Source organism: Desulfofundulus australicus DSM 11792 (genome assembly GCF_900129285.1).
GTDB classification, from domain to species: Bacteria; Bacillota; Desulfotomaculia; order Desulfotomaculales; family Desulfovirgulaceae; genus Desulfofundulus; species Desulfofundulus australicus.
Genome location: NZ_FQUW01000005.1, coordinates 101,981 through 127,992, shown reverse-complemented (window position 1 = coordinate 127,992; position 26,012 = coordinate 101,981). Strand labels below are relative to the sequence as shown.

Below are 26,012 nucleotides of genomic sequence, written 5' to 3'. Positions count from 1 at the left end.
GAGGAGAAGGGGAGGAATCAAGGCTTGGAACGGATCTGGGCACCGTGGCGAACGGTCTACGTCGGCAAGCAAAAAGGAGATGGCTGTATTTTTTGTGAGAAGTTGCATTCTACGGAAGATGAGGCCAATTACGTGCTCCTGCGGGGGCGGGAGACCTTTGTGCTGCTTAACCTGTATCCTTATACCAACGGGCATCTGTTGATTGCTCCTAAAAGGCATGTGGGTGAATTGACAGAACTTACGGATGGGGAATTGCTGGAGCTGGGCCAGATGACCCAGCGGGCGGTTTCCCTCTTGAGGGCGGCCTTTAACCCCGACGGTTTCAACATCGGGGTCAACCTGGGCAGTATTGCCGGTGCCGGTGTGCCGGGCCATTTCCATATTCACGTGGTGCCCCGCTGGGCCGGGGATACCAACTTCATGCCTGTTCTGGGGGACGTGCGGGTTATTTCCGAAGCCCTGGACACCACCTACCGCAAGCTTAAAGAAGCCCTGGCCGGGAAAAAAGATCTGAGGTAAGAGCCGCACTTAAAAGGCAGTGCGCTGGTTCCGGGGGAAGGCCTGGTGCGGTACGGCAGCAGGGGGAACCAGCGCACTTTCTTTTCCATGTTCAATTTATCCGCGTCTTCGGGTACGACGCTTTCCGGAGCATATTAATATTCCATTCCCGGGTAGGGACGGAGCACCCTTTCATCGATATCGCTTAATGAGGCACATCCGGTGAGGATCATGGCCTGTTTCAGTTCCCCGGTTAGTTTTTCCAGGACAAATTTAACTCCCTCGGTACCGCCGCCGAAAGCTCCGATTACCAGGGGCCGGCCCACCAGCACCGCATCGGCTCCCAGGGCCAGCAGCTTCAAAACGTCTGCTCCCGAACGGACGCCGCCGTCGGCCAGAATGGTCACCCGGCCTTTTACTGCCCGGGCGATGGCCGGCAGCACCTCGGCCGCTCCGGGAGTATGGTCCAGAATGCGCCCGCCGTGGTTGGAGACCACGATGGCCGCCGCCCCTGCATCGGCCGCCAGTTCGGCTTCGTCCACGGTCATAATGCCCTTAACGATGAAGGGAAGGCGGGTGGCGCTGACCAGTTCCCTGAGTTCATCGGCCGTTTTGGGTCCTACCGGTTGTCCGAACAGGGCCATGGTTACCAGACCCGCGCCGTCCACGTCCACTCCCACTGCCGGGGCACCGGCTTCTTCCGCCCGGCGGATGCGCTCGATGATGGCCTGCTGCTCCCGGGGCTTAATTACCGGGATACCGTGTCCCCCTTCGGCAGCGATGGCTTCCAGGCCCGCGTTATAATATTCCGGATCGCCGCCGTCCCCCGACATGCCCAGGGTGCCGGCCTGGCGGGCACCGCTCATGATCATACCGATAAACTGCCGCTCGGTGAGGGCGCCTCCCATGTTATAGCTGACGCCGGTCATGGGTGCGGCAAGAATGGGCGTGGAAAGTTCTTTGCCGAACAGGGTCAGGGTGGTATCGGGATTTTTGGCCCCGTGGAGCGTGCGCAGGTTCAGGCGGTAACGGGCCAGGGCCTCTATGTTTGCCTTAAAGGATGCCCCGGTGCCGGTTCCGCCCATCCCGGGAACTTCCCCGGCACAGGCCCGGCCGTCGCAGTTAGGGCATACCCGGCAGTACCCCTTCAATTTTTCCCGGGCTGCTTCCCGCAGTTCGTTCCAGTTCATAACAGCAATACCTCCTGTCTTCAAGTGATCAGACCATATTGTTTAATTCACCTTTCTTTTTCTTTTTCCTGCTTTTTAAAATTGCGGGTTAAAATTGCGGGGCCCAGGCAACCAGGGGTAGCTCGAAAATATGGGCAAAGCCGTCGCTGGCCGGGCGGACCCTGACAGTAAAACCTATGGTGCCCTGGGGCAGGATGAGGTTGCCCCGGTAAAGGTATGCCCCTGTGGATGTTTGCTCCGCCACGGTCATGGGTGTCCTGTTTATGTTGCTCAACTGCCCGTTGGAATGGGAATCAATCAGGCAGAAGGCTCCGGGCATATGTTCAAAGCTTTCGGGGCATTTATCATCCACTCTGCCGTATACTATCTCCACCATGACTTCTTCCGGGGTAAGGGGGCCCAGCCATACCACGGCCTCAACGGGCAGCGGTTCGCCCACGCCCAGAGCCCGGGTTTCCCCGGCCTTTACGGATTCGATATGCACCAGGGACCAGTTTTCCCTGAGCCTTTCTTTAAAAGAGGCTAAATGCCGTGCTCTTTCGCAGCCGTTGCGGCTGAGGTGCAGGTTCCGCTCCATGGCCGGCACATAATACTGCTGGCAGTATTCTTTCACCATCCGCTCGGTGTTAAAAAAGGGCGGGATGGTTTGCAGGGACCGTTTCATCAGCTCGATCCAGGCCCGGGGAATTCCCTTCTGGTCCCGGTCGTAATACATGGGAATAATGGTTTCTTCCAGGAGGGCAAAGAGGGAGTGGGCATCGTCCCGGTCCTGGGTTTCGTCATCGTGGTATTCTCTTGCTTCTCCCACGGCAAAGCCGTTTTCCCCATCGTAGGCCTCGGGCCACCAGCCGTCAAGAATACTGCAGTGGATCACCCCGTTTAAGGCTGCTTTCTGGCCGCTGGTACCGCTGGCTTCCAGGGGCCGGCGGGGGGTGTTCAGCCACACATCCACGCCCTGCAGTAAAGACCGGGCCAGGGCTATATCGTAGTCTTCCAGGAGGACTACCCGTCCTTTAAAGGGTTCCTGGTTGGTCAGCTCGTAAATTTGCTTGATCAGTTCCTGTCCCAGTCGGTCTGCCGGGTGGGCCTTGCCCGCAAAGATAAACTGCACGGGATGCTGCGGGTGGGTTACCAGCCGGGCCAGGCGCTCCTTATCCCGCAGGAGCAGGTTGGCCCTTTTATAGGTGGCAAACCGGCGGGCAAAGCCGATGGTCAATATTCCGGGGTCCAGATATTGCTCTACCTCCCGGACCCTCAAGGCCGGTTCCTGGTTGCGCAGGCGCTGGCCGCGCAGATTATCCCGGGCGATGCGGACCATTTTTGCTTTCAGCCGGCAGTGTACCTCCCACAGTTCTTCGGACGGGATAGCCGAAACCCGTTCCCAGGTCTGCCGGTGGCAGCAGTTCTGCCGCCAGCCGTCTTCCAGGTAGCGGTCAAACAGTTCCTGCAGCTCCGGGGCAAGCCAGCTGTTGATGTGCACGCCGTTTGTGATGGAGGAAATGGGTATCTCCTCCATGGGTATGCCGGGGTAAAAGCGGCGGAACATGCGCCTGGTCACCTGGCCGTGCAGCCGGCTGACCCCGTTGCAGTAGCTGGAAAGGCGCAGGGCCAGGAGGGTCATGTTGAATACCTTTTGCTCTTCATCCCATCCGAGGGCCAGGAAATCTTCCCGGGTCATACCCAGCTGATTATACAGGTGACTGAAATACTTATCGATCATTTCAGCGCTGAACACATCATGTCCGGCCGGAACGGGAGTATGGGTGGTGAACAGGGTGCCCGCGCGGACCGCTTCCACGGCGGCCTTAACCGGCACTCCCGCCTGGACCAGCTCCCGGATCCTTTCCACGAGCAGGAAGGCGGCGTGGCCTTCGTTGATATGCCAGGCCAAAGGGTGGATGCCCAGGGCCCGCAGTACCCGGACACCCCCGATGCCCAGCAGGATCTCCTGGCATATACGCGTTTCCCGGTCGCCGCCATAGAGCTGGCCGGTTAAGGCCCTGTCGGCCATGTTGTTGGCGGTCACATCGGCATCCAGGAGGTAAACCTGTACCCGCCCCACCCGTACCCGCCATATTTTCAGGTAGACGGTCCGGCCGGGTAGTTCCACGGGAACATAAAGCGGGCTGCCGTCGGGGTTGGTAACGGGGGTGATGGGCATCTGGTAAAAATTCAAGCGGGGGTAATGGGCTTCCTGCCAGCCTTCCCGGTTGATGCGCTGGGTGAAATAGCCGCTTTTATAGAGCAGGCCAACCCCCACGAAAGGCAGGCCCAGGTCGCTGGCCGACTTGCAGTGGTCACCGGCCAGCAATCCCAGCCCCCCGGAATAGGTGGGATGGGATTCGTGAATACCAAACTCCGCGGAAAAGTAAGCGATGACGTGATGGTCATGCCCGGGGTAATGGTGGCTGAACCAGGTTGGAGCAGATAAATACCGGTCCAGTTCTTCCATTACCTGGCTGTAGAGCAGGAGGTAAGATTCGCTTTTGGCCACTTTTTCCAGCTGTTCCTGGCTGACGTTGAGCAGGAAGCAGACGGGGTTGTGTTTTACTTCCTCCCAGAGGGAACTGTTGATGCGCCGGAAGAGTTCCTGGGCCCGGGGATTCCAGCTGAACCAGAGGTTGCGGGCCAGCTCATCCAGGCGGGAGATTTTTTCCGGCAACCTGGGGGCCACCGTAACAGTACGGATAAAATACATATTTTTACCCTCCTGAAAATTTTGGTCCCAGCCGGTTTCGCCCGCTGAGATACAGGTATTGTATTCCTCACGGGTAGAAATTTTCCTTTTCCCTGGTAAATTTTAAGTAATCATCCTTTTATGCTCCCGTTAAGGGGCAGGATTTTGGAGCTGTTATAGCTAATAATTAGGGGTATTAATTTATAGCCGAGGAGTTGCGATCATGCTATACCGGAGTACCAGAGGGAATAGTGAACCGGTTACAGCCGCCGGAGCCATCAGGCTGGGCATCGCTCCCGACGGGGGATTGTTTGTGCCCGCAGAGGAAGTCTTTGTAAACCCCGGTGAGCTGGCGCTGATGGCCGGCATGTCTTACCAGCAGCGGGCGGTTCGGATTCTGCAGATGTTCCTGACGGACTTTACCCCCGGCGAGATCGGGGATTGTGTTGAGGGTGCTTATGGTGCGGCCAAATTTGACGTACCGGAAGTTGCCCCGCTGGAAAAACTGGATGGACACCTTTACGTGCTGGAACTGTGGCACGGCCCCACCTGCGCCTTTAAAGATATGGCCCTGCAATTGTTACCCCGGCTTTTGCCCCGGGCGGCAGGGAAGGTGGGAGAAGACCGGGAAATAGCCATCCTGGTGGCCACTTCCGGTGATACGGGCACGGCCGCCCTGGAGGGGTTCCGGGATGTGCCCGGCACCCGCATAATCGTCTTTTTCCCGGCCCGGGGTGTCAGTGAGGTGCAGCGCCTGCAAATGGTCACCCAGGAGGGCGGCAATGTCCATGTGGTGGCGGTGGATGGCAATTTCGACCAAACCCAGAGCGGGGTGAAGGCAATATTTACCGATCCGGCCGTAATTGAGGCCATCGACCGCCAGGGTTACCGCTTCTCTTCTGCAAATTCCATAAATTGGGGGCGGCTGGTGCCCCAGGTAGTTTATTATTTTTCCGCCTATGCGGATTTGCTGGCCCGGGGAGAGATCAGGCCCGGTGAAACCGTGAATTTTGTGGTGCCCACGGGCAACTTCGGCAACATCCTGGCGGCCTATTATGCCCGGAGGATGGGGTTACCGGTGGGGTGTCTTGTCTGCGCGTCCAACCGCAACAATGTGCTGACGGACTTTATCCGCACGGGTACCTACGACCGCACCAGGGAATTTTACCGGACCATCTCCCCATCCATGGATATTCTCATTTCCAGCAACCTGGAACGCCTTCTTTATGATGTTACCGGTGGTGATGCCGTGCGGGTGCGGGGGTGGATGGAGGAGCTGCAGGCAAATGGACACTACCGGGTAGACGGGGAGACCCTGGAAAAGATCCAGTCCGTTTTCTGGTCCGATTTTGCCGGTGACCCGGCAACCGTGGAAACCATCCGCCGGGTTTATCGGAAATATGGTTACCTGATGGACACCCACACCGCTGTGGGTATGTATGTTTACGAACGCTATTTAGAGGCCACCGGGGATACCCGTAAGACGGTGCTTGTCTCCACGGCCAGTCCCTTCAAGTTCAATCAAAGCGTGGCTGCAGCCATCCTGGGGGAAGAGGCGGTACGGGGGAAAGGGGAGTTTGAACTGCTGGAAATCCTGTCCCGGGTTACCGGGATGCCCGTACCCGGGGGGCTGAAGGACCTGGATAAAAAACCGGTGCGCCACACCCTCATTGTGGCGCCGGGGGAGATGAAACGGGTGGTGCAGGAACTTTTAACCCGGTAACGCAGATTGCCGGCAAGTTTTGTCTGCTGCAAACCGGCGCTCCAACTGGAGCAGGTCTTCGCCGGCGCTGGCAATCCGGCCGGCCAGCGGTCGAGCCGTTCCCCGGGGTTGCAGCGGGTGTATTAATCAACCAGTGGGGAGGAACCGGGTATGCCCGTCATAGACCTGGCCCGCCTGCTCGTCAACCTGTCCCTGGCCCTGGATTTTACCCGCCGGGGCTTACTGCGCCATCACCAGCGGGTGGCCCTGATAGCCCTGCGCCTGGGTGAAGCGGCGGGAATGTCCGGGGATGAACGTTTTGACCTTTTTAAAGCGGCCATCATTCACGATGCCGGGGCGGTTACCTGGCCCGAAAAGGATGCCCTGGAAGTTTTCGACGTGCAGCAACCCTGGGATCACTGCCACCGGGGTTACCGGTTTGTTTCCGATGTAGCTGTTTTATCACCTGCCGCTGAAATTATCCTTTCCCACCACGACCGCTGGCAGGGGGGAAATCCTTCCGGGAATATAAAGGCCGGTATTCCCCTGGCAGCCCGGATTATTCATCTGGCCGACCGGCTGGACGTTTTACTGAACGACGGGGAGTACGTCCTGGATCAAAAAGAGTCCATTATCAGGCAGGTTCAGCTGCTTGCGGGAAAAGTTTTTGATCCCGACCTGGTGGATATTTTTATGCAGCTGGCCAGGGCGGAAAGCTTCTGGCTGGATATTACCGCTCCCTGCCTGACCGAAAACCTGCTGGAACTGGTGGGGGAGCACGCTTCCACCATTGACCTTGCCGATCTCATTTCCATAGCCCGGCTTTTTGCCCGGGTCATCGACGCCAAGAGCCCTTTCACCCACCGCCATTCCCGGGGGGTGGCTGCGGTGGCCCGCTACCTGGCCTGGCGCATGGGGATGTCCGACGAGGATTGCCTGTTGATGGAGGTGGCGGGCCTGCTGCATGACCTGGGCAAGTTGACCGTCCCGGAGGATATTCTGGAGAAACCCGGGCGCTTAACCGAAAAGGAATTTAACCGCGTCAAGCAGCATACTTACTATACTTACTGGCTGCTCAAGCCCTTCGATAACCAGCTGCCGGTGGCCCGCTGGGCGGCCTTCCACCACGAAAAAATAAATGGCCAGGGATATCCTTTCCGGCTGTCCGGTTCCCAGTTGTGCCCGGGGGCCAGGATTATGGCGGTAAGTGATATCTTTACGGCTCTGAAGGAGGACCGCCCGTACCGGTCCGGCATGGCCTGGCCGGAGATAGAGCGTATTATTGCCCGGCAGGCCGGGCAGGGTATGCTGGACGGGGATGTGGCGGGGGTGCTTATTAACAGCCGGCGGGAGCTGGAAGAAATATGGGGTGACCTGGTCACTGCCGGGGACCACTGTGCCCTGGGATAAAGATGGGCGTGATAAACGCGGTAATTCTCAGGTGTTTTTCAGGAAAATGGATAACCGGCCGGAGATTTTTCTCTTGAAAAGGAAGGTGGAAATTATGTCTTATCCTCCCCTGGCGGAGCTGGAAACCAGGGTAAAGCGTTTTCAGGAGGTTTTGCGTGCACAGGGCATGGATGGCGCCCTGCTCCTGCAGGGAGCGGATCTGGTTTATTTTTGCGGTACCACCCAGAATGCCCACCTTTATATCCCGGCCCGGGGTCGTGCCCTTTTCATGATCCGCCGGAGCATCCAGCGCGTTGATCCTGCTTTAATCCCGGCGGAAGTGGTGCCCCTGCGCAGGCTGGAAGAGATTCCCGAACTGTTATCCGCCCGCGGCCTGGCAATGCCCGGGGTGCTGGGCATGGAACTGGATGTGCTGCCGGTCAACCTGTATCGCCGTTACGAAAAAATTTTCCCCGGCCGGATTGTCGATTGCTCGTTCCAGATCAGGGAACTGCGGGCTGTAAAGTCGGCATACGAGATCGGCCTTTTAAAAGAGTCTGCGGCCATGATGGACGGTGTCTTTGCCCGGATTCCGGAAATGCTCCGGGAGGGAATGGACGAGCTTGAGCTGGCCGCCCGCCTGGAGGCGGCAGCCCGTTGCGCCGGCCATATGGGCCTGATCCGGGTGCGGGGATTCAACCAGGAGTTCTTCTGGGGCTGTCTCCTGGCGGGGCCCAGCGGCGGGGTGCCCAGTTATTTTGACAGCCCCCTGGGCGGGCCCGGCTTCACACCGGCCTTCCCCTTTGGTGTGGGCAGGCACCGCCTTGCTCCCGGCGAACCGGTGATGGTGGATTACGTAGGGGTGGCCAACGGCTACCAGGTGGACATGACCCGGGTTTTTGCCCTGGGGTACCTGCCCGAAGACCTGCTCAGAGCCCATGAGACGGCGGTAAACATCCAGAATGCCCTGGTGGCGGCGGCCCGGCCGGGAGTAACATGCGGGGAGCTATACGACCTGGCCCTGGAAATGGCCACCGGCGCCGGCCTGGCGGAACACTTCATGGGCTGCGGTGAGCAGGTGCGTTTTGTGGGCCACGGCATCGGTCTGGAATTGAACGAGCTGCCCGTGCTGGCCCGGGGGGCGAAGGATAAGCTGCAGGCGGGTATGGTGCTGGCTATAGAGCCCAAATTTATCTTTCCGGGCCGGGGGGCGGTGGGTATTGAGAATACCTTTGTGGTCCGGGAGCGGGAGCTGGAGAGATTAACCAGGTTCCCGGATGAAGTGGTAATTGTTTAGGTTGAGGTCAGGTTGAGAGCGGGGTATGCTAAAGCCTCGCGGTAAATGGTAATTTTATCCTGGATAAGGGGGTGGTTAATTGCGCTTTGTGATTATCGGCAACAGCGCGGCGGGAGTGGCAGCCGTGGAGACCCTGCGCCGCCTGGGCGGTTACCGGCACCGCATTACGGTGGTAAGCGATGAGCCTGCGGGGGCCTATTCCCGCTGCCTGCTGCCGGATTTGGTGGCGGGGAAACGTACAGAAAATTCCATCAACTTGCGGCCGGCGGAGTTTTACCGGCGGCTGGAGGTGGAACTGCTAGCCGGGGTAGCGGCAGTGGAGGTACGGCCCCGGGAAAAAAGACTGGTTTTGCAGGATGGCCGGGAGCTGGCCTATGACCGCCTGCTGGTGGCCACCGGGGCCAGCCCGGTGCTCCCGGCCGTGCCGGGGACTGAACTGGAAGGGGTGTGTACCCTGCGCACCCTGCGTGATGCCCGGCGGCTGTCCGCCCTGGTCCCACGGGTTTCCGGGGCGGTGGTGGTGGGCGGCGGGCTGGTGGGGTTGAAGGCGGCTCTGGCCTTGAGGCAGGCAGGCCTGGGGCGGGTCACCGTGGTGGTCACCAGCCCGCGGTTGCTCATCCGGCAACTGGATGAAAGGGCGGCGGCCATGGTGGAGCGGGAATTGATCAATGCGGGTATCGATTTTATCTATAACGCCCGGGTAAAGGCCTTTGCTGCCGGGCCAAAAGGCCGCCTGACGGGGGTGGAACTGGAAGACGGCCGGGAACTGCCCGCGGGGCTGGCCGTAGTGGCCAAGGGTGTGCGCCCCAACAGCGGCCTGGTGGAGAAGGCCGGCGGTAAGGTGGGGCAGGGTATTGTGGTAGATGGCAACATGCGCACTTCCCTGGAGGATATTTATGCGGCGGGGGATTGTATCCAGGTAACCGACCGGTTAACCGGGCAAAAGGTCAATTCGGCCCTGTGGACGCTGGCTTTTGAGCAGGGGCGTTACGCGGCGGCCAATATGCTGGGCATGGCCCGTCCCTATCCGGCTCCTCTCACCAGGCTGAACAGCGCCCGCTTTGGGGGGGTGGACGTGGTCTCGGTGGGGAACCTGGAAGGCGAGGAGGTGCTGGCCCATTATGATCCCCTGAGCCGTACCTACCGGCGGCTGGTCTTTAGCGGGGGGCGCCTGGCGGGCTTCATCCTGGCCGGAAGGGTGGATGGCGCAGGGGTCTACACGGCGCTGGTGAAATCGGGCCGCCCGGCCTGGGCTTACCGCCGGCAGTTGCTGGAGGGCCGGGTGGGGAGCGTAGCTCTGGATTTGCTTTTTAAAAGGGATAAAGGTGCTCACAATTCGTATGAGTAAGGGCCATCAATTTATCCGGGAAATTTTCGAATTTTGCGAAAGGAGAGGTATGCCATGAAGGATACCCGTTCCATCGATCCGGCTTCCCTGCAGATGCTTAAAGTTGCCCGTGATGAAGGCCTGGAAACCGCCTGGGACCGTTACCTGGCCCAGCAGCCCCAGTGCGGTTTTGGGGAACTGGGGCTTTGCTGCCGGAACTGCAATATGGGCCCGTGCCGCATCGATCCCTTTGGTGATGGCCCGCAGAAGGGAGTTTGTGGAGCCACCGGCGACATTATTGTGGCGCGAAACCTGTTGCGGATGATTGCCGCCGGAGCGGCAGCCCACTCGGACCACGGACGGGACATTGTCGAAACCCTTCGAGGTGTTGCCGCCGGGGAGATCAGGGACTATACCATTAAGGATGAGAGTAAACTCATGGCCCTGGCCCGGGAGTTTGGCCTGTCCACCGAAGGTGAGACGGTTCAGGTCATAGCTAAAAAACTGGCAGAAGCGGCGCTGGAGGAGTTCGGTACCAGGAAAGGCTACCTGCAGGGCATAAACCGGGTTCCCGTGAAGCGGAAGGAGATATGGGAAAAACTGGGCATCACCCCCCGCGGGATTGACCGGGAAGTGGTGGAAGCCATGCACCGCACCCATTTTGGCGTGGACAACGACCCGGCCAACCTGATTTTGCACGGCCTGCGCTGCAGCCTTTCCGACGGCTGGGGCGGCTCATTGCTGGCCACGGAGTTTTCCGACGTTTTATTCGGCACTCCCCGCCCGGTGAGGGGCAGGAGCAACCTGGGCGTTCTCAGCAAGGACGCAGTAAATATTCTCGTTCACGGCCACGAGCCCGTACTGTCGGAGATGCTGGTGGCGGCGGCAAAAGATCTGGCTCTAATTTCCGCGGCCCGGGCTAAAGGAGCCAGCGGCATCAACCTGGTGGGGATGTGTTGTACCGGCAACGAAATTCTCATGCGCCACGGTGTTCCTGTGGCCGGCAATTTCCTTCAGCAGGAGCTGGCAATAATTACCGGTGCCCTGGAGGCGGTGGTGGTGGACGTGCAGTGCATCATGCCCGCCCTCGGCCAGCTGGCTGCCTGCTACCATACGAAGTTTATTTCCACCTCGCCCAAGGCAAAGTTCCCGGGCGCCCTTCATATACCATTAGATGAACACAACGCCCTGGAAACCGCCCGGAAGATTATCCTTCAGGCCATTGAAAATTATCCCAACCGGGACCAAAACCGTGTCTATATTCCTGAGGAGACCGCTGAATACGTGGCCGGTTTCAGTGTGGAGGCCCTTTTGAACGCCCTGGGCGGCACCCTCGACCCCCTCATCGAGGCGGTGAAAAACAAAAAGATCAGGGGAATTGCCGCTCTGGTGGGCTGCAATAACCCGAAAGTCACCCAGGACCACAGCCACGTGAACCTGGCAAAGGCCCTGATTGCCCGGGATGTGCTGGTGGTGGAAACGGGTTGCGCAGCCATTGCCAGCGCCAAGGCAGGGCTGCTCCTGCCGGAGGCGGCGGAACTGGCCGGCGCGGGCCTGGCGGAAGTTTGCCGGGCGCTCGGCCTGCCTCCTGTTTTGCACATGGGTTCCTGTGTGGACATCAGCCGGATTCTGACAGTTGCTGCAGCGCTGGCCAGAGAACTTGGCGTGGACATTGCCGACCTGCCGGTGGCCGGGGCGGCGCCCGAGTGGATGTCGGAAAAGGCGGTAAGCATCGGCGCCTATGTGGTTGCTTCCGGGATTTTCACCGTTCTGGGCACGGTACCTCCCGTTTTGGGGAGCAACGTGGTGGCGGATCTGCTCACCAGGCAGGCGAAAGATCTGGTAGGCGGCTATTTTGCGGTGGAAACAGACCCCTTCAAGGCAGCTGAGTTAGTCATCGCGCATATTGATGATAAACGGGCCGCTATGGGCATTTAGGGGGTGGGCAGGATGCCGAAAGAAGTTTTAATCCGTTACGACCGCTGCCTGGGCTGCCGCTCCTGCCAGCTGGCCTGTGCCGTGGCCCACTCCGGTGCCGGCAGCCTCCTGGGCGCCGTGTTGAACGGTGAAAGGCCCCGCGCCCGCATTTTCATCCACCAGGCGGGTGGGCACAAAGCCCCCCTGAACTGCCGCCACTGCCAGGACGCCCCCTGCATCGACGCCTGCATTGCCGGGGCCATGCACCGGCAGGAGGACGGTACCGTGACCAATGTAGGCGGCGACCAGCAGTGCACCGCCTGCTGGATGTGCGTCATGGTCTGCCCCTACGGCGTCATCCGCAGTGACGCCGACGGCACTCTGGCCCTGAAGTGCGACCGGGAGTGCCGGGACGAAAAAGGGGTGCCGGCCTGTGTCCGGGCCTGCCCCACCGGGGCTCTGGTCTACGACGAGGTGGACGAATACAGTGATAAGCGGCGTCTGGATGTCCTGAACCGCGCTTTGAGCAATCTATAGCTCCCAGTATGTGGAGCGGGGCTCTGTCGCCTTTAAAGCCGGGCCCGGTTTAGCACCGGCCCGGCTTTAAAGTTTAAATATCAATCAGGGTGGGGCCACCTTATTAGTAATAAGAAAAAATATTATTTCTAGGAAGGAATATTCCTGGCTCTGGCAAATATCATTAATCAGGTACCCGCTGGACAAAAAGGAGCAGGTTGTGGCGGGTATGACAGCAGTATTCCATCCAATCAATTGATAAAAAGGAGGTTGTGTTCCCCCAATGGGTGAAGGGTATTTCAAGCAGAGAAACGGTTTGATCGCGGTGGACATCATGGCCGCTTGCGGCGTGATGACTCCGGAACAATGGGCTGGCCTGGGCCAGGCAGCCCGGGAAAATAATGTGTTCCGGCTGAAGATGACCGCCCGCCAGACGGTGGTGGTTCTGCTGCCGGAGGAAAATGTGGAGAAGCTGGTGGCCGCCCTGGAGCCGCTGGGTTTGAAGGTGGCCCCCTTCGGCAAGGTGGTGCGGCCGGTGAAAGCCTGCCCGGGAAACCAGGATCTTTGCCCGCGGGCCATTGCCGATGCCCTTGGTCTGGGGATTGCGATTCAGGAGAAATGCGTGGGGCAGGAAGTGCCCAAGGATTTTAAAATTGCCGTGGCGGGGTGCCCCCGGGGCTGTACGGAACCCCAGTGTGCCGATTTTGGGGCCCGGGCTTCGGGTCAGAACCGGTTTGACGTTTTCATCGGCGGGCGGGGAAGTACGGTCAAGCCGGTCCACGGTGTTCCCCTTGCCCGCAAAGTCACGGCCGGGCAGGTAATGCAATTGCTGGATTTTGTGCTGGAACGCTACCGTAACCTGGCCCAGCCCCATGAGCGCCTCTGTCAAACCCTGGCCCGGGTTGGAGAAAACCAGTTCCAGCCTCCCGCGGAGCTGCTGGCGGCACCGGAAGAGGAGGCGTCTGAATTTGCCAGGTTTTTGCAGGGTGGGGGAGGTGGCAATTAAAAGATGGCGGTTAAGGTGGAAGAAATAAACCTGGCGGCTTTGGAAACACAGCTTGACCGTATCTGCCAGGGCTGTGACCTGTATAATTCCCCCGGTTGCAATCCGTCCCAGTGCCTGGTGGGGTTTGCCCGCAAAGTATTAAGCTTTGCTGCACAGAAGAAGCTCCTGGATATTCCCGGAGCCTCCAGGCTTCTTCCCGCTCAGGATTTTAAGCCCTACTACCCGGAACAGGTGGCCGGGGCCATTGCCGAGACCTGCCGCCAGTGCCGGCAGTGTCGCGACAACCATTCCCCCGACTGCGTTATTGCCCTGGTGCGTTCAGCCCTGGAAAGCGCCCTGCTGCAGGAAACCATCGACTACCCGGGCAGCGTCTTCCTTTACCTGGCCCGGATCAAGGAGCAGCACCCCCAGTTGGCCGCCCTTTTAGCCCGGGAACTGCAAAAGGGCAGGACCTAAATGTTACCTAAAAGCGAGGAAGAGACTATGAAGGTAATGGTCGATCATGAAAAATCACGCCAGACTCAGGTCCAATACCTGGCCATTTCACTGGAAGACCTGGAGATTATGGCCCGGTACCGGGATTTGTTTGTGAAAGAAGCCGACCGCGTGGTGGATTATTTTTACGGGCACATTTTGCAGTTTCCCCAGCTCAAAAAAATTATCGAGAGGCACAGCAATGTAAACAGGCTTAAGGAAACCCAGAAGCAGTATTTTATCAGCCTGACTTCACCGGTTTTGGACGAGCAGTATTTCAAGCAACGCCTGTATATCGGGCGCAAGCACCTTGACATCGGCCTTTCCCCCCGCTGGTATTTGGGGGCCTATCAGATGTACTGCCAGGAGATCCAGCGCATTTTAATTGAACATCATGGAGATGATATGGCCGCCGTCCAGCGCGCTTTCAATGCTTTTGCCAGGAGGATCAACCTGGACATGCAGTTGGCAATCGAAAACTATATCATCCAGCAACTGGAACAATTGATGCAAATGCAGCAGGACGTGGGCAAGGTGGCGGGAGTCATTTCCCATATAGCCGATGAAACCAACCTCCTGGCTTTGAATGCGGCCATTGAGGCCGCGCGGGCCGGGGAGCACGGCCGCACCTTCACCGTGGTGGCCCAGGCGGTGCGCAAGCTGGCCCAGCAGTCGGCAAATTCCGCCAAAGAAATTGCCGGGATGATCCAGAAGAACAGTGAAGCTATTATGAAGATGCAGAAGATCAACGATGATAATCTATAGGGGGGCTTGCCATGGGATTGCAAAATGAGGTGTTGTGCCGCCTGGCCGCCAGGGGCAGTTTGTTCCGGGTGTTGTTTCTTTCCATGATAGTGATGGGATTGCTTATCGGGGCGGTTTTCCCTTTCTTTGTGGTAGCCCTGGGATTACCCTCCGGAGTGGTATTCCGGCCGTCGTTTTTTGGAGCCTGTGTACTGGCGGGGCTGATCGTCGGAGAGATCAACTACCTGCTGGCTCGTTTTGTGCTGGCCATTCCTTTAAAAAACCTGGCCGGGATGGCTGAACGGGTGGCCAGCGGTGATTTGAAAGACGGGGGCGACCTTTTTTGCAGCCGGGAATTATAAGGCGGGGTGGCATGGTGAAAAAAGACGAAATCGGGCAATTAATCGGCTCTTTTGAGCAGATGCGGAAGAACCTGGCCGGGCTGATCGGTGAACTGGCGGAAGAGGCCCGGCAGGCGTCGGAACTGGCCGAGCAGCTTTCCGGCGCCACGGAGCAGATCTCCCAGGGGGCCACGGAAACGGCCAGCGCGGCAGTTCAGATTTCCGCCAGCGTGGAGGAAGTGGCCGGGCGGGCGGAAACGGTGGCCCAAACGGCCCGCCGGGCCGCTTCCCTGGCCAAAGACGGCGGCCGGAAGATGGATGAGGTCAGCCGCCAGATCCGGGCCATGCACGATATTACCCGCCAGGCGGTGGAGCGGGTGGAGCGTTTTGCCCGCATGTCCGAGCAGATTGGAGAAATACTGGACATCATCCGGAACATTGCCGACCAGACCAACCTGCTGGCCCTGAATGCGGCCATTGAAGCTGCCCGGGCTGGGGAGCACGGCCGGGGTTTTGCCGTGGTGGCCGATGAGGTGCGGAAGCTGGCGGAAAGATCGGCTTCCTCGGCAGAAGAAATAGGCAATCTGGTTACCACCATCCGGGATGAGATCCACGAGGTTACGTCCATGATGGAAGGGTCGGCCCGGGAGGCGGACCGGGGGCTGGCGGTGGTTGAGGAGGCCGGCTCGACATTTAAGGATATTCTGGGTGCGGTGCAGGAAGTGGATTCCCAGGTGGCCGATGTGGCGGCAGCCTCCCGGCAGGTGGCGGAAGCGGTGCAGAACATTGCCGCCTCCACCGAGGAACAGAGCGCCCTGCTGCAGGAAACTGCCAGCAGCATCGCCACCCTTTCCGGCATGGCTGAGAAGCTAAAGGCCATGGCTGCCCGCTTTACGGTTTGAAGTGCCGATTTCAATGATATCCCCATCGTGCAGCTCGTCGGTAAAAGATGCTTCTTTTCCGTTGAGGGTCAGGCAGACGGGCGGTTTGAGCCCCTCGAGATCCAGGTCTATGTAGTTGAAGATATCGATGAAAATATAGCTGGAACGCCCCGTGAGGGTGACGGCTCTGCCGTTTACCATCACGGTGATGCCGCGGGCGGGTGCCGGACCGGATATTTCCCCCGTTGTTTCCGGATCCGTGGCTAATGTCTCTGCGGCATCCTGGTTATTCCGGGATTCTCCAGCAGCCGGGGCCTCTGGCCCCGGCTTAAACGTTGCCGGGTCAGCCGGCGGTCGGCGGCGGTCCTCCTCCCGGTGACGGCAGTTCACCCTGTCCCCATCGTGCAGCCGGTAATCAGGGGAAACAGCCCGGCCGTTTACCAGCACCTCATATCTCCCCAGCTCCGCCGCGGGGACGCCCAGTTCCTCCGCCAGCCACTCCCCGAGGGGTTTTGCGGCGCAGATTTCCACCTCACTGTCCGGGGGGATTTCCCGGGATGGTTCGGCGGCCTGTCCGTTGATAAGGCAGCAGGCGGCCATTTTTACCGGCCTGTCGCTGACGTATACGGTGATGGTTTCCCCGGGTGGCAGGAGGTCGCCCGCTGTGGCCCGGGCGTCCGCGCCGTTTACGGCCGGATGAACCACAATCCGGTCCCCGTGGGACACCCGGGTCTGCATGTTGGCTTCGCGGTCGTTTACCAGTATCCTGGCCGGCCGGGAGAGCCCGCCAAAAATGACCTGGCGCCTGCCGTTCAAGGTAAAGGCCAGGTTTTTTCCGTTGTGCCCGATGAGCAGGCGGGGATTGAAACCGGTGAGGGCCAGCACATTACCCACGGTAAATTCCCGGGCATTGAAGAGCCGGTGCTCCACTCCGTTCACCATGATGTGGATGAAATCATGACCCAGTTTGCGTAAAGCAACCAGGGCTATGCCCGCCACCGTCACCCCCTCCGGCCCGGGGATCCGGTCCTCCCCTTCCACTGCCAGCACCTGACCTATGCTGCGCCGGTTCCGCAGGACCACCCTTTTTTTATCCAGCTCCAGCTCCCGGGCGATCTTTTCCGTCAGGCCGGGAACCTGGCTGCCGCCGCCCACGCAAAAGACCGAGCGCGGCGGACGCCCCCCGTTCTGGGCCAGGATCTGGGCGCTGATTTCCCGGGCCAGCCGTTCTAAGGCCGGGTCAATCCGGTCCAGCAGCTCCTGGCAGGAAATGGTGCTTTCCAGGCCCACAATGTCCGTATAGTGGATGTCACCGCCCCGGACCAGTTCCCTTTTCATGCGTTCGGCGGTATCGAAGTCCACCAGGCAGCTCTGGACAATTTCTTCGGTGATTTCGTCTCCGGCTACGGGGACCATGCCGTAGGCGGCGATAGCGCCGTCCCTGGTGATGGCGATGTCGGAGGTTCCGGCTCCAATATCCACCAGGGCCAGGTTTAACAGGCGGTAGTTTTCGGGAATAGCCGCTTCGATGGCGGCAATGGGTTCCAGGGTAAGGCTTAAAGGCTCCAGTTCCACCCGCTGGAGCACGGCATAGAGGCTGTTGACCACCGAGTCAGGCAGGAAGGTGGCCAGCACATCGGCACCAATGGTTTTACCACGGTGACCGATCAGGCTGGAGATGGGGTAACCATCCAGGTAGTAGGAAAGGATACTGTAGCCCACGCAGGCGAACTCCCCGGCGTGCAGGTTCGGGTCTGCCTCCAGTTCCCGGTGAGCCTGCTGGATGGCCGCCAGCTCCAGGGCGTTTACTTCCGGCCAGCCGATTTCCCGACCGCCGGTCTCCTGCTCAATATGGCAGGAGCGGGTGATCAGGGAGCGCCCCGCGGCGGCAATGGCCACCTGGCGCAGGGGAAAACCCAGTTCCCCTTCCAGCTCTTCCTTCACTGTTTTTACTGCCCGGGCGACTCCGGGGATATCGTGAATCTGGCCGTCCAGCATGGTTCGCCGCTGGTGCTCCACCAGCCGCTGCGCCACCAGCCTGAGCCGGCCGTCCTCGGGGATGGCCACCAGCCCGATTACCGTGCGGGTGCCGATGTCCAGGGCAAAGATGGTGTTTTCAGGAGATGCTTTTAAAGCCATACCTGATACCTTCCCGTTCATTGGAAATGCCTTCGAAGTTATGTTATTTACATAATGCTCAATGACTGTGTCAATGAAGGAGTTGTACCAGTGAGTGCTGGGTCGCTCCTTAAGGGACGACCGCCGCCTGCACCGTCTTTGGTTTTGCGACAGTACCCGTTAAAGACCGGTTTCCTCCACGCCGGATGAACCGGCGGCAGGTTGGCTGGTTGATTTAGCCAGTTTCCTGGTTAAGGCAATCCTGTCCCGGGCCTGCTCGTTCAGGGCGGCGCTGCCCCCACGCACGACTACCGCCCGGCGAAAGAAATCCAGTGCTCTGGCATACTGACCCAGTCTGAAGTGCAGTTCGCCGATGAGGTAGGCCAGCTGCTGTTCCTGTTTGGTGGACAGTGTCCGGGAACTGTTAAAGTAAGCCTGCCGGAAGTATTCCAATGCCCGGGCCCGGGCGTCTAACGCAGCTTCTTTCTGTTCTCCGTCCTCATACAGCCAGGCCAGGTGCAACCACAGGCGGGCTATTTTGTCCGGTTCCGCGGCCATCTGTTCTGAGTTGAACAGGGCCAGCCGGTGTGCCTGCAGGGCAAATTCCAGTGTTCCTGGGGTGGCCATCGTTCCGGAAAAAGCTTTTTGCCTTTCTGCCTTCCCGTCCTGAAGCAGCTTTTTTTGCCTGGCAGAAAGATTTGGAAAATCGGTGCGCTGGTTGGCGTAAAAGCAGCCCGGGCAAACCCAGACGCTGTACAAAAGCGGTTCAAAATCGCGGTAACGCTGGCGGAAATCGCTATCCTGGCCGGTGACGGATAATTTGTGTTCAAATACTTTCAGCACCGTAAAGGTGGTGCTGCACACCGGGCATTTAACCTCTGACTGGTAAAGAAAGGGGTGTTCTGATCCTGTGCGGAGAGTTTCTTTTTGAGCGGGTGGTTTATCCCTTGGCGCCCGCATGATTTTTGCGGCCAGTTGCGGGTGCATCTTGATTACCTGTTCCAGATTTTCCTCATTAATCACCAGTACCAGGGAATCTTCTACCGCCCGGGCATCGCTTTGCCGCGATAAACCTTCCAGCAGGGAGCTCTGGCCGATAAATTCTCCCGGTCCCACAAGGGCCAGCACTTTCCTTTGACCGCCGGTAACTTTGCTGAGCTCGATCTTGCCCTGTAATACTACATACATTTCCCTTTTATGTTCGCCCCGGCGAAAAAGAAACTCACCCGGCGCCAGGGAGTGAATTATTTTCGATCCGGTGTAATCTGGCACCAGTAAACATTCCTTTCCAAATTCATCATAAACGCGAAAAGACCACGGTTAGGGTGTTAACGATGTAAAGATTTGCCATAAGGCTGTCATGTTTAGTTATTCTACCTGTTCAGAAATGGATCCTGCCTTGGGGTATGAGTTATTTGTTGCGGCTGTTTTTGCCTGCGGGCATAGTGAAATTGTGATATTGCTCACTGCCAGCGGGCAAAGGGCGGGGTATAATGGCGGGCAGGCAGCAATTTTTAAGGAAAAGGTGGGAGTAACCATGGGGAACACCGCCTGCGGCCAGGTCACAAAGATACCGGTTCCTCCCGGACAGCGGGTGGAAGCAGGGGAACTGCAGGCGCCTGCTGTCAAAGGCTATCTGCTTTATACCCGCAACGCCTTCCAGGTTCTTTTCGGCTTTTACCTGCTCTACCTGGGGTGGCGCTTTTATCTTTTCGTGCAGCATTTTGAGGCCGGCGGGAGCGCCCCTTTGACGGCACGTCCCCCGGCGGTGGAAGGGTTTTTACCCATTGGGGCCCTGATGGCCCTGCGCTATTGGCTGGCCACCGGGATTTACGACCCCGTCCACCCGGCAGCCTTAAGCATCCTGCTGGCTGTACTACTGGTTTCCCTGCTTTTCAAAAAGGGTTTTTGCAGCTGGATCTGCCCGGTGGGGGCCATCTCGGAAGGTCTCGACCGGCTGGGGGAAAGGCTTTTTGGACCCAAGCGCCCCGTGATGCCCCGTTGGCTGGACCTGCCCCTGCGTTCCCTGAAATATGTACTGCTGGCCTTTTTTGTGCTGGCCATATTTTTCCTTATGTCTGTGGATGATGTCGGGGCCTTTTTGAACACGCCTTATTACCGCATTTCCGATGTAAAAATGCTACAGTTTTTCCTGCATTTGAGCCCCACGGCCCTGGTTACCCTGCTGGCGCTGGCCGTGCTATCAGTAATTTACCGCCATTTCTGGTGCCGTTATCTTTGTCCTTACGGGGCGATGCTGGGTATTGTCAGCATCTTCAGCCCTTTAAAGATTACCCGCCATACCGGTCTGTGCAGCGGCTGCCGAAGTTGCGACCGGGTCTGTCCTTCATACCTGAAAGTTTCACATTCACAGCGGATTTGGTCACCTGAATGCACCGCCTGCCTGCGCTGTGTGGAAAACTGCCCCTGCCGGGGTGCTTTAACGGTGGCCGGACCGGCAGGCCGGGGCCGTATCAACCCCTGGATTTTCGGCGGGGCATTGCTGGCCGTTTTCTTTGGCTTCATCCTGCTGGCCCGGCTCACTGGGCACTGGCAAACCATTCTTACTCCGGCCGACTACAGCGCATTGATTCCATACAGCCAGTACTTTTCCCATCCGGGAAAATAAGTTAACGTACCCGATTTCTTTACCGTGTTCGGTAGATGAATTTCAATCGTCTCTTTTTCAAACCGACGTTTTCTACCAGAATGTTCAACGGTAAGGGGTTATAGTTTCGAGGTTGAAATGAAGGAGGAACTGGATTAAGTCCCTGGCATCCTTGACAAACTATACCGGGTATGTTAGTTTACAAGTGAGTAATCACTTAATATAATGGAGTATAATTGTTCAGGAGGCAAATTTTCATGGCGCAGCGATACGATACGCAGATCAGGCAGCAGCAAATCGTCCGGGCCACATTGAAGATTGTTGCCGAAAGGGGCATTTCCGGGTTGACCACTGCCGAAATTGCCCGGGAAGTGGGCATTGCCGAGGGAACCATTTTCCGCCATTTTGCCAGTAAAAATGAAATACTGCTGGCCACCGTACGTTATATACGGGACACCCTCCTGGGCTGGAGCCGGGCCAGGGTTGCCGGGGGAGGTGAACCCCTGGAAAAGCTCGGTGATATTTTGCTTTTTCACCTGGAGCTGTTTGAACAAAACAAAGGTATTCCCAAAATTATTTTTTCGGAGCAGGTGCATCAGCATGACGAAAATCTGCGCCAGTTGATGTCCGAGACCATTGGTGAATACATGGAGCTCATCGAAGCTATTATCCGGGAGGGTAGGGAGAAGAAACAATTCCGCCCCGATCTGGATGTATCCATGGTGGCTGCCACCTACCTGGGCCTGGTGCAGGTAAATCTCCTGCGCTGGTCTTTAACGGGGTGTCAGGAATCCCTTGCTGGAGCACAAAGGCAGATTTTGCGTTTTTTATCCTCAATATTGCAAAATTAATTTTATGTCATTAAGTAAGTGATTACTTGCTTGCCTTTTGTTGCTAAAAAGCTGAGGCGATCCAGGGATGATGATGGGTAATCGCTGTACACGTTAAGCGTGAGTTAAGGGGGCTTAAGCCGTGAATCTTCCGCTGAACTTTCTAAAGATCTTTTCTACCGTTAAAAGACAGGTCAAAGCGGTTCTGCTGGTTGTTATCCTGGCAGCCCTTGGCCTGGTGGTAGGCACAAAGATTATGGCCCTGCGCCAGCTGCCGCCACCGGCACAGGCGGCGGGCGTGCCGGTGGAGACGGTGCCGGTTACCGCCGGTACCATCACGGAGAGCCTGAGCTATACGGGGACCATTGAATCCGCCCACCGGGCGTCCCTGGCTTCCAAAGTAATGGCGGAAATTCGAACGCTTACGGTTAAAGAAGGAGACCGGGTGACCAGGGGCCAGGTTCTGGTAGTTTTAAACGATGAAGAATTAAAAGAGCGCTTAAACCAGGCGGCAGCGGCGGTGGACCAGGCCAGAGCGGTTCTGGAACAGGCCGAGGGCGCCCTTTCCGTCAGCCGGACCAACCTGGAAAAGGCCGCGGCCAATTACAAACGCGGGCAGGAGTTGCTGGCCGCCGGAGCTATAGCCCCGTCCGTTTTTGAAAACCAGTACGAACTCCCCTACCAGCAGGCGAAGGAATCGGCGGAACGCACCGCTCCCGCCCAGGTCAGGGCGGCCAGGGCCCAGCTGGCCCAGGCCGAAGCCGGGCTGGCCCTGGCCAGGTCAGCCTGTCAGGATGCAACCATCAAGGCGCCTTTTAACGGTGTGGTTACAGCCGTACATAACTATCCCGGTGATCTGGCCGTGCCGGGTAAACCAATTCTTACCCTGGACGATACTGGAAAAATGGTTGCGCGGGTTAAGGTGGCCGAGGCAGACCTGCCCTTTTTAAAAGTAGGGCAAAAAGCAACGCTGCGCTATCCCGGGGGGCGGGAAACCGCCTCGCAGGTTTCCCGGATTTACCCGGCAGAAGACCCCCTCACCCGCAGCACCATCGTGGAGGTGCCGGTTTCTTCTCCCGGAGTCAGGCCGGGGATGAGCGTGGAGGTTTCCTTTGTAGTCGGCCAAAGCGAGCGGGCCCTGCTGGTCCCCCGCCGGGCGGTGAAAACGGAACAGGGCAGGGCCTGGGTGTTCGCCGTCAGAAACGGCAGGGCGGTACAGGTGCCGGTAACTCCGGGGTTAAAGAACGAAACGCACTATGAAGTAAAAGGAGACCTTAAGCCCGGCGAGCCGGTGGTGGTGTCCGACTTGACCAGGCTTTATGACGGGAAAGAAGTACTTGTGTACCAGGAAAGGAGAAAGTCATGAACTGGCCCGCCTTTGCCATCAAGCACAAATATACGGTGTTTGCCCTGGTCCTGGCCATAGTGTTTTTCGGCCTCTACGCAAAAAACGTAATTAAACTGGAGCTGTTTCCCGATACGTCTCCTCCCATGGTGAACGTGATCACGGTATACCCCGGGGTTGCCGCCTCGGATGTGGCCAGGGAAGTGAGCAAACCGCTGGAGGAAGAACTGGCTACTATCGAGGGAGTTAAGAAGATCTCCTCGTCTTCCCAGGATGGACTTTCCGTGGTCAGGGTGGAGTTCAACTACGAAAAAGACCTGGACCAGGCGGCGGTGGACGTGCAAAATGCCATCAGCCGGATAAAGGGAAGCCTGCCCGCAGGCATTCAGGAACCGCAGGTGCTCAAGTTCAGCTCCCAGGATAAGCCGGTGCTCACCCTGGCCTTAAGCAGCGATAGCCTGGATCTGGTAGCCTTGCGTACGCTGGCTGATAACGAAATTAAAAACGCAGTGCAGCTGGTGGACGGGGTGGGGGCCGTGGACGTGCTGGGCGGCCACCGGCGGCAGGTTAATGTTTACGTGGACCGGCACCGTTTGGAGGCTCTTAATATTTCCCTCGACCGGGTGGCTGCGGCCATCGGAGGGGGAAATATCAGCCTGCCCGCCGGGCGGGTTACCCAGCGGGAGCAGGAATACTTAATCAGGGTCACGCAGGAGCGCCTGCATCCCGGGGAGCTGGCCAACATCCTCCTCGAAAACCGCGGCGGCCACAACATATACTTGAAAGACGTGGCCCGGATTGAAGATTCCAGCCAGGAACAACGCAGCAGCTATAACTTTAACGGCAAGAATTCCCTGGCCGTTCAGATCATCAAAAAGCGTGAGGCCAACACGGTTGAAGTGGTTGAGAGGGTAAAAGAAAAGCTGGCTGAACTGGAAAGGCAATTTCCCGAAATAAAGTTTGCCGTAGCTGATGATGATTCCATTTTCACCCTGCAGGTGGTGGAGAACATGACCGCCAGCGTCAGGGATGCCCTCATCTTCACCACGGCCATTATTTTGCTATTCCTCATCAGCTTGAATGAATCAATCATCGTTGCCTTTTCCATGCCCCTGTCCCTGCTGGGAGCCATTGTCCTTATGAAGGCCTCCGGCCTGTCGCTGAACATTATCACCCTTTCCGCCCTCATTTTGAGCGTAGGCATTGTGGTGGATGACTCCATTATTGTGGTGGAAAATATCATGCGCCATCACCATGAACTCGGGAAGGACATCCGCACCGCGGCCATTGACGGTGCAAGCGAGATCATGCTGCCCGCGGTGGCCGGTACGGCCACCATTGTGGCGGTGCTGATTCCCCTTTTGTTTGTAGGCGGGTTCGTGGGTCAAATGTTCAGCCCCCTGGCCAAAACGCTCATTTACGCCATCAGCTGTTCTTTACTGGTTTCCCTGACCATTATCCCCCTGCTCACAGTTATGCTGGGCGGCAGGCGCTGGGCGGCGGCTGAAAGGGCGTTAAACGCGGCAATTGCTCCTTTTACGAAAGCCATGAACCGCCTGAAAGACTCCTACGCCCTGCTGGTCGTCAGGGCCTTGAAAAGGCGAAAGATGACCCTGCTCCTGTCCCTGGGGCTAATTTTGCTGAGTATCAAACTCCTGGGCCTGATCGGTATGGAAGTGCTGCCCAGGATGGACGCCGGGTCGCTTTTGATCAGTTTGCAAACCTCCCCCGCCAGTTCCCTGGAGAAGACGATCGGAGTGGTGGCGCGGGTAGAGGAATTACTGGACAGGGAGCCGGCGGTAATCGCCTACAGCAGCCGCATCGGTTATGAACCGGGGTCGCATTACATGGGCGGTACCGGCGCCCTGGGGGTAACCCAGGCGGAAATCACCGTAACCCTTACCTCCCGGAAGGAAAGGAAGGAAACCATCTGGCAAATCGAAAAACGGCTGCGCCGGGAAATGGCCCGCATTCCCGACATTGAAACCTTTGTGGTGAAGGAAGTCGGCGGTACGGCTAAAAGCAGCACGGCCGCGCCCATAGACATACGCATCACCGGGGATGATGTGCGGGTGCTGGATTACCTGGCCGGTGAGGTGCTTGCGCAGTTAAAAACCGTACCCGGTGCGGTCAACCTCTACCGGAGCTGGTCGTTAAACACGCCGGAGGTAAACATGGTGGTGGACGAAACCCGGGCGGCGGCCCTGGGCCTTACCCCGGAAAAAATAGCCCGGCAGGTTTATGCCGCCCTGGAGGGAATGAGGGCGTCTTCCCTGGAGGTGGAAAGCCGCAAGGATACCGACATAGTGGTACGCTACCGGCCCGAGGACCGGGGTTCCCTGGAAAGCATGCTGGCCGTCACCGTCACCTCTCCCCTGGGCGTGCAGGTGCCGCTGCGGGAGCTGGTACATGTGGAGATCAACCAGGCGGCCAGCGTGGTTACCCGGGAAAATCTCCTGCCCTCCATTGATATTCTGGGTTATACTGAGGGGCGGCCCTTCAGCCACGTGATTGCCGATGTGGAAAAGGCACTCCGGGAGGTGAAACTTCCCGAGGGCTACAGGCTGGAAGTAACCGGTGAAAAGGCGGACCTGCAGGAGTCCGCCGGGGATTTAAAGCGTGCCCTGCTTCTGGCCGTGGTGACGGTGTATTTGCTGCTGGTGGCCCAGTTCAGGTCCTTCATTCACCCGGTAACCATTATGATGAGCATTCCTTTAGTGCTCTTCGGGGTAGCCCTGGCCCTGCTGCTGAGCGGCAAGAGCGTTTCTTTGCCGGCCATACTGGGACTGATTCTGCTTGTGGGTACGGTGGTGCGCAACAGCATTGTGCTGGTGGAGTTCATCATCCGCGCCCGGGAGGCGGGCACGACCAGGGATGAAGCCATCGTGGAGGCGGTGCAGGTGCGCTTCCGGCCCATCATGATGACCGCCCTGTCCTGCGTGGTGGGGATGCTTCCCCTGGCCCTGGAATGGGCGCTGGGTTCGGAAAGGTTTTCTCCCCTGGCTATAACCGTTATCGGGGGAATGCTGGTGGCCACTTTGCTGACCATGGTGGTCATACCGGTGGTGTACTCGCTGTTTGATGATCTGGTGGAAAATATAAAAATTAAAGCGGCAGTTAAAGGTAAAAATTTAAAGACCGGTGCCTGTTGA

General features: G+C 58.3%; 20 protein-coding genes. 16 read left to right on the top strand and 4 right to left on the bottom strand.

Going from position 1 to position 26,012, the window contains the following annotated elements:
* Window positions 1-24 precede the first annotated feature (24 nt).
* The gene (locus BUB44_RS01500; protein WP_027355638.1) at window positions 25-519 is read left to right on the top strand and encodes an HIT family protein; all 495 of its coding nucleotides are present in this window, start codon (window positions 25-27) and stop codon (window positions 517-519) included.
* Window positions 520-653: 134 nt separating this feature from the next.
* Here the strand turns inward: BUB44_RS01500 and BUB44_RS01495 are convergent, their stop codons facing one another.
* Window positions 654-1,688, bottom strand: coding sequence for an alpha-hydroxy-acid oxidizing protein (locus BUB44_RS01495; RefSeq protein ID WP_073162635.1), 1,035 nt, complete (start codon window positions 1,686-1,688; stop codon window positions 654-656).
* An 88-nt stretch (window positions 1,689-1,776) separates the two neighbouring features.
* Window positions 1,777-4,386: an alpha-glucan family phosphorylase gene (glgP, locus tag BUB44_RS01490; RefSeq protein WP_073162633.1), complete on the bottom strand. Its 2,610-nt coding sequence runs from the start codon at window positions 4,384-4,386 to the stop codon at window positions 1,777-1,779.
* A gap of 202 nt (window positions 4,387-4,588) precedes the next feature.
* Here glgP and thrC point away from each other — a divergent pair, with 202 nt between their 5' ends.
* The 11 genes from thrC (at window position 4,589) to BUB44_RS01435 (ending at window position 15,980) form a co-directional block, all read left to right on the top strand.
* Entirely contained in the window at window positions 4,589-6,088 is a 1,500-nt protein-coding gene (gene thrC, locus BUB44_RS01485; protein WP_073162631.1) for a threonine synthase, read from the top strand.
* A gap of 150 nt (window positions 6,089-6,238) precedes the next feature.
* Window positions 6,239-7,477, top strand: a complete 1,239-nt coding sequence (locus BUB44_RS01480) for an HD-GYP domain-containing protein (protein ID WP_073162629.1) — start codon at window positions 6,239-6,241, stop codon at window positions 7,475-7,477.
* A 73-nt stretch (window positions 7,478-7,550) separates the two neighbouring features.
* Window positions 7,551-8,753 carry a M24 family metallopeptidase gene (locus BUB44_RS01475; protein WP_242655790.1) on the top strand — a complete coding sequence of 401 codons (1,203 nt, stop codon included), beginning with the start codon at window positions 7,551-7,553 and terminating at the stop codon, window positions 8,751-8,753.
* A gap of 88 nt (window positions 8,754-8,841) precedes the next feature.
* Window positions 8,842-10,101, top strand: coding sequence for an NAD(P)/FAD-dependent oxidoreductase (locus tag BUB44_RS01470; protein ID WP_242655795.1), 1,260 nt, complete (start codon window positions 8,842-8,844; stop codon window positions 10,099-10,101).
* 54 nt (window positions 10,102-10,155) lie between these two features.
* Entirely contained in the window at window positions 10,156-12,018 is a 1,863-nt protein-coding gene (gene cooS, locus BUB44_RS01465; protein WP_073162627.1) for an anaerobic carbon-monoxide dehydrogenase catalytic subunit, read from the top strand.
* 12 nt (window positions 12,019-12,030) lie between these two features.
* Window positions 12,031-12,534 carry a 4Fe-4S dicluster domain-containing protein gene (locus BUB44_RS01460; protein WP_027355631.1) on the top strand — a complete coding sequence of 168 codons (504 nt, stop codon included), beginning with the start codon at window positions 12,031-12,033 and terminating at the stop codon, window positions 12,532-12,534.
* A gap of 262 nt (window positions 12,535-12,796) precedes the next feature.
* Window positions 12,797-13,519 carry an NAD(P)/FAD-dependent oxidoreductase gene (locus BUB44_RS01455; RefSeq protein ID WP_027355630.1) on the top strand — a complete coding sequence of 241 codons (723 nt, stop codon included), beginning with the start codon at window positions 12,797-12,799 and terminating at the stop codon, window positions 13,517-13,519.
* A 3-nt stretch (window positions 13,520-13,522) separates the two neighbouring features.
* Window positions 13,523-13,975 carry a hypothetical protein gene (locus BUB44_RS01450; protein WP_073162625.1) on the top strand — a complete coding sequence of 151 codons (453 nt, stop codon included), beginning with the start codon at window positions 13,523-13,525 and terminating at the stop codon, window positions 13,973-13,975.
* Window positions 13,976-14,758 (top strand): globin-coupled sensor protein, encoded by a 783-nt coding sequence (locus BUB44_RS15945; protein WP_278247926.1) that lies wholly within the window; start codon window positions 13,976-13,978, stop codon window positions 14,756-14,758. It abuts the gene before it with no gap.
* Window positions 14,759-14,769: 11 nt separating this feature from the next.
* A complete protein-coding gene (locus BUB44_RS01440; protein ID WP_073162623.1) occupies window positions 14,770-15,099 on the top strand; it encodes a hypothetical protein in 330 nt (109 codons plus the stop codon).
* Window positions 15,100-15,113: 14 nt separating this feature from the next.
* A complete protein-coding gene (locus tag BUB44_RS01435; protein ID WP_165610985.1) occupies window positions 15,114-15,980 on the top strand; it encodes a methyl-accepting chemotaxis protein in 867 nt (288 codons plus the stop codon).
* Here the strand turns inward: BUB44_RS01435 and BUB44_RS01430 are convergent.
* Complete coding sequence (locus BUB44_RS01430; RefSeq protein WP_073162619.1) at window positions 15,948-18,119, bottom strand: cell division FtsA domain-containing protein; 2,172 nt, start codon at window positions 18,117-18,119, stop codon at window positions 15,948-15,950. The genes BUB44_RS01435 and BUB44_RS01430 overlap by 33 nt on opposite strands.
* A gap of 138 nt (window positions 18,120-18,257) precedes the next feature.
* Complete coding sequence (locus BUB44_RS01425) at window positions 18,258-19,349, bottom strand: DUF2225 domain-containing protein (protein ID WP_073162617.1); 1,092 nt, start codon at window positions 19,347-19,349, stop codon at window positions 18,258-18,260.
* A 127-nt stretch (window positions 19,350-19,476) separates the two neighbouring features.
* On the opposite strand from BUB44_RS01425, the gene BUB44_RS01420 reads away from it, so the two are divergent.
* From BUB44_RS01420 to BUB44_RS01405, 4 genes are all read left to right on the top strand, one after another.
* A complete protein-coding gene (locus BUB44_RS01420; protein ID WP_207545607.1) occupies window positions 19,477-20,706 on the top strand; it encodes a 4Fe-4S binding protein in 1,230 nt (409 codons plus the stop codon).
* A gap of 236 nt (window positions 20,707-20,942) precedes the next feature.
* Window positions 20,943-21,536: a TetR/AcrR family transcriptional regulator gene (locus BUB44_RS01415; protein ID WP_073162616.1), complete on the top strand. Its 594-nt coding sequence runs from the start codon at window positions 20,943-20,945 to the stop codon at window positions 21,534-21,536.
* A gap of 121 nt (window positions 21,537-21,657) precedes the next feature.
* Window positions 21,658-22,881 (top strand): efflux RND transporter periplasmic adaptor subunit, encoded by a 1,224-nt coding sequence (locus BUB44_RS01410; RefSeq protein WP_073162614.1) that lies wholly within the window; start codon window positions 21,658-21,660, stop codon window positions 22,879-22,881.
* Window positions 22,878-26,012, top strand: coding sequence for an efflux RND transporter permease subunit (locus BUB44_RS01405; RefSeq protein WP_073162613.1), 3,135 nt, complete (start codon window positions 22,878-22,880; stop codon window positions 26,010-26,012). Before BUB44_RS01410 ends, BUB44_RS01405 begins: the two co-directional genes overlap by 4 nt.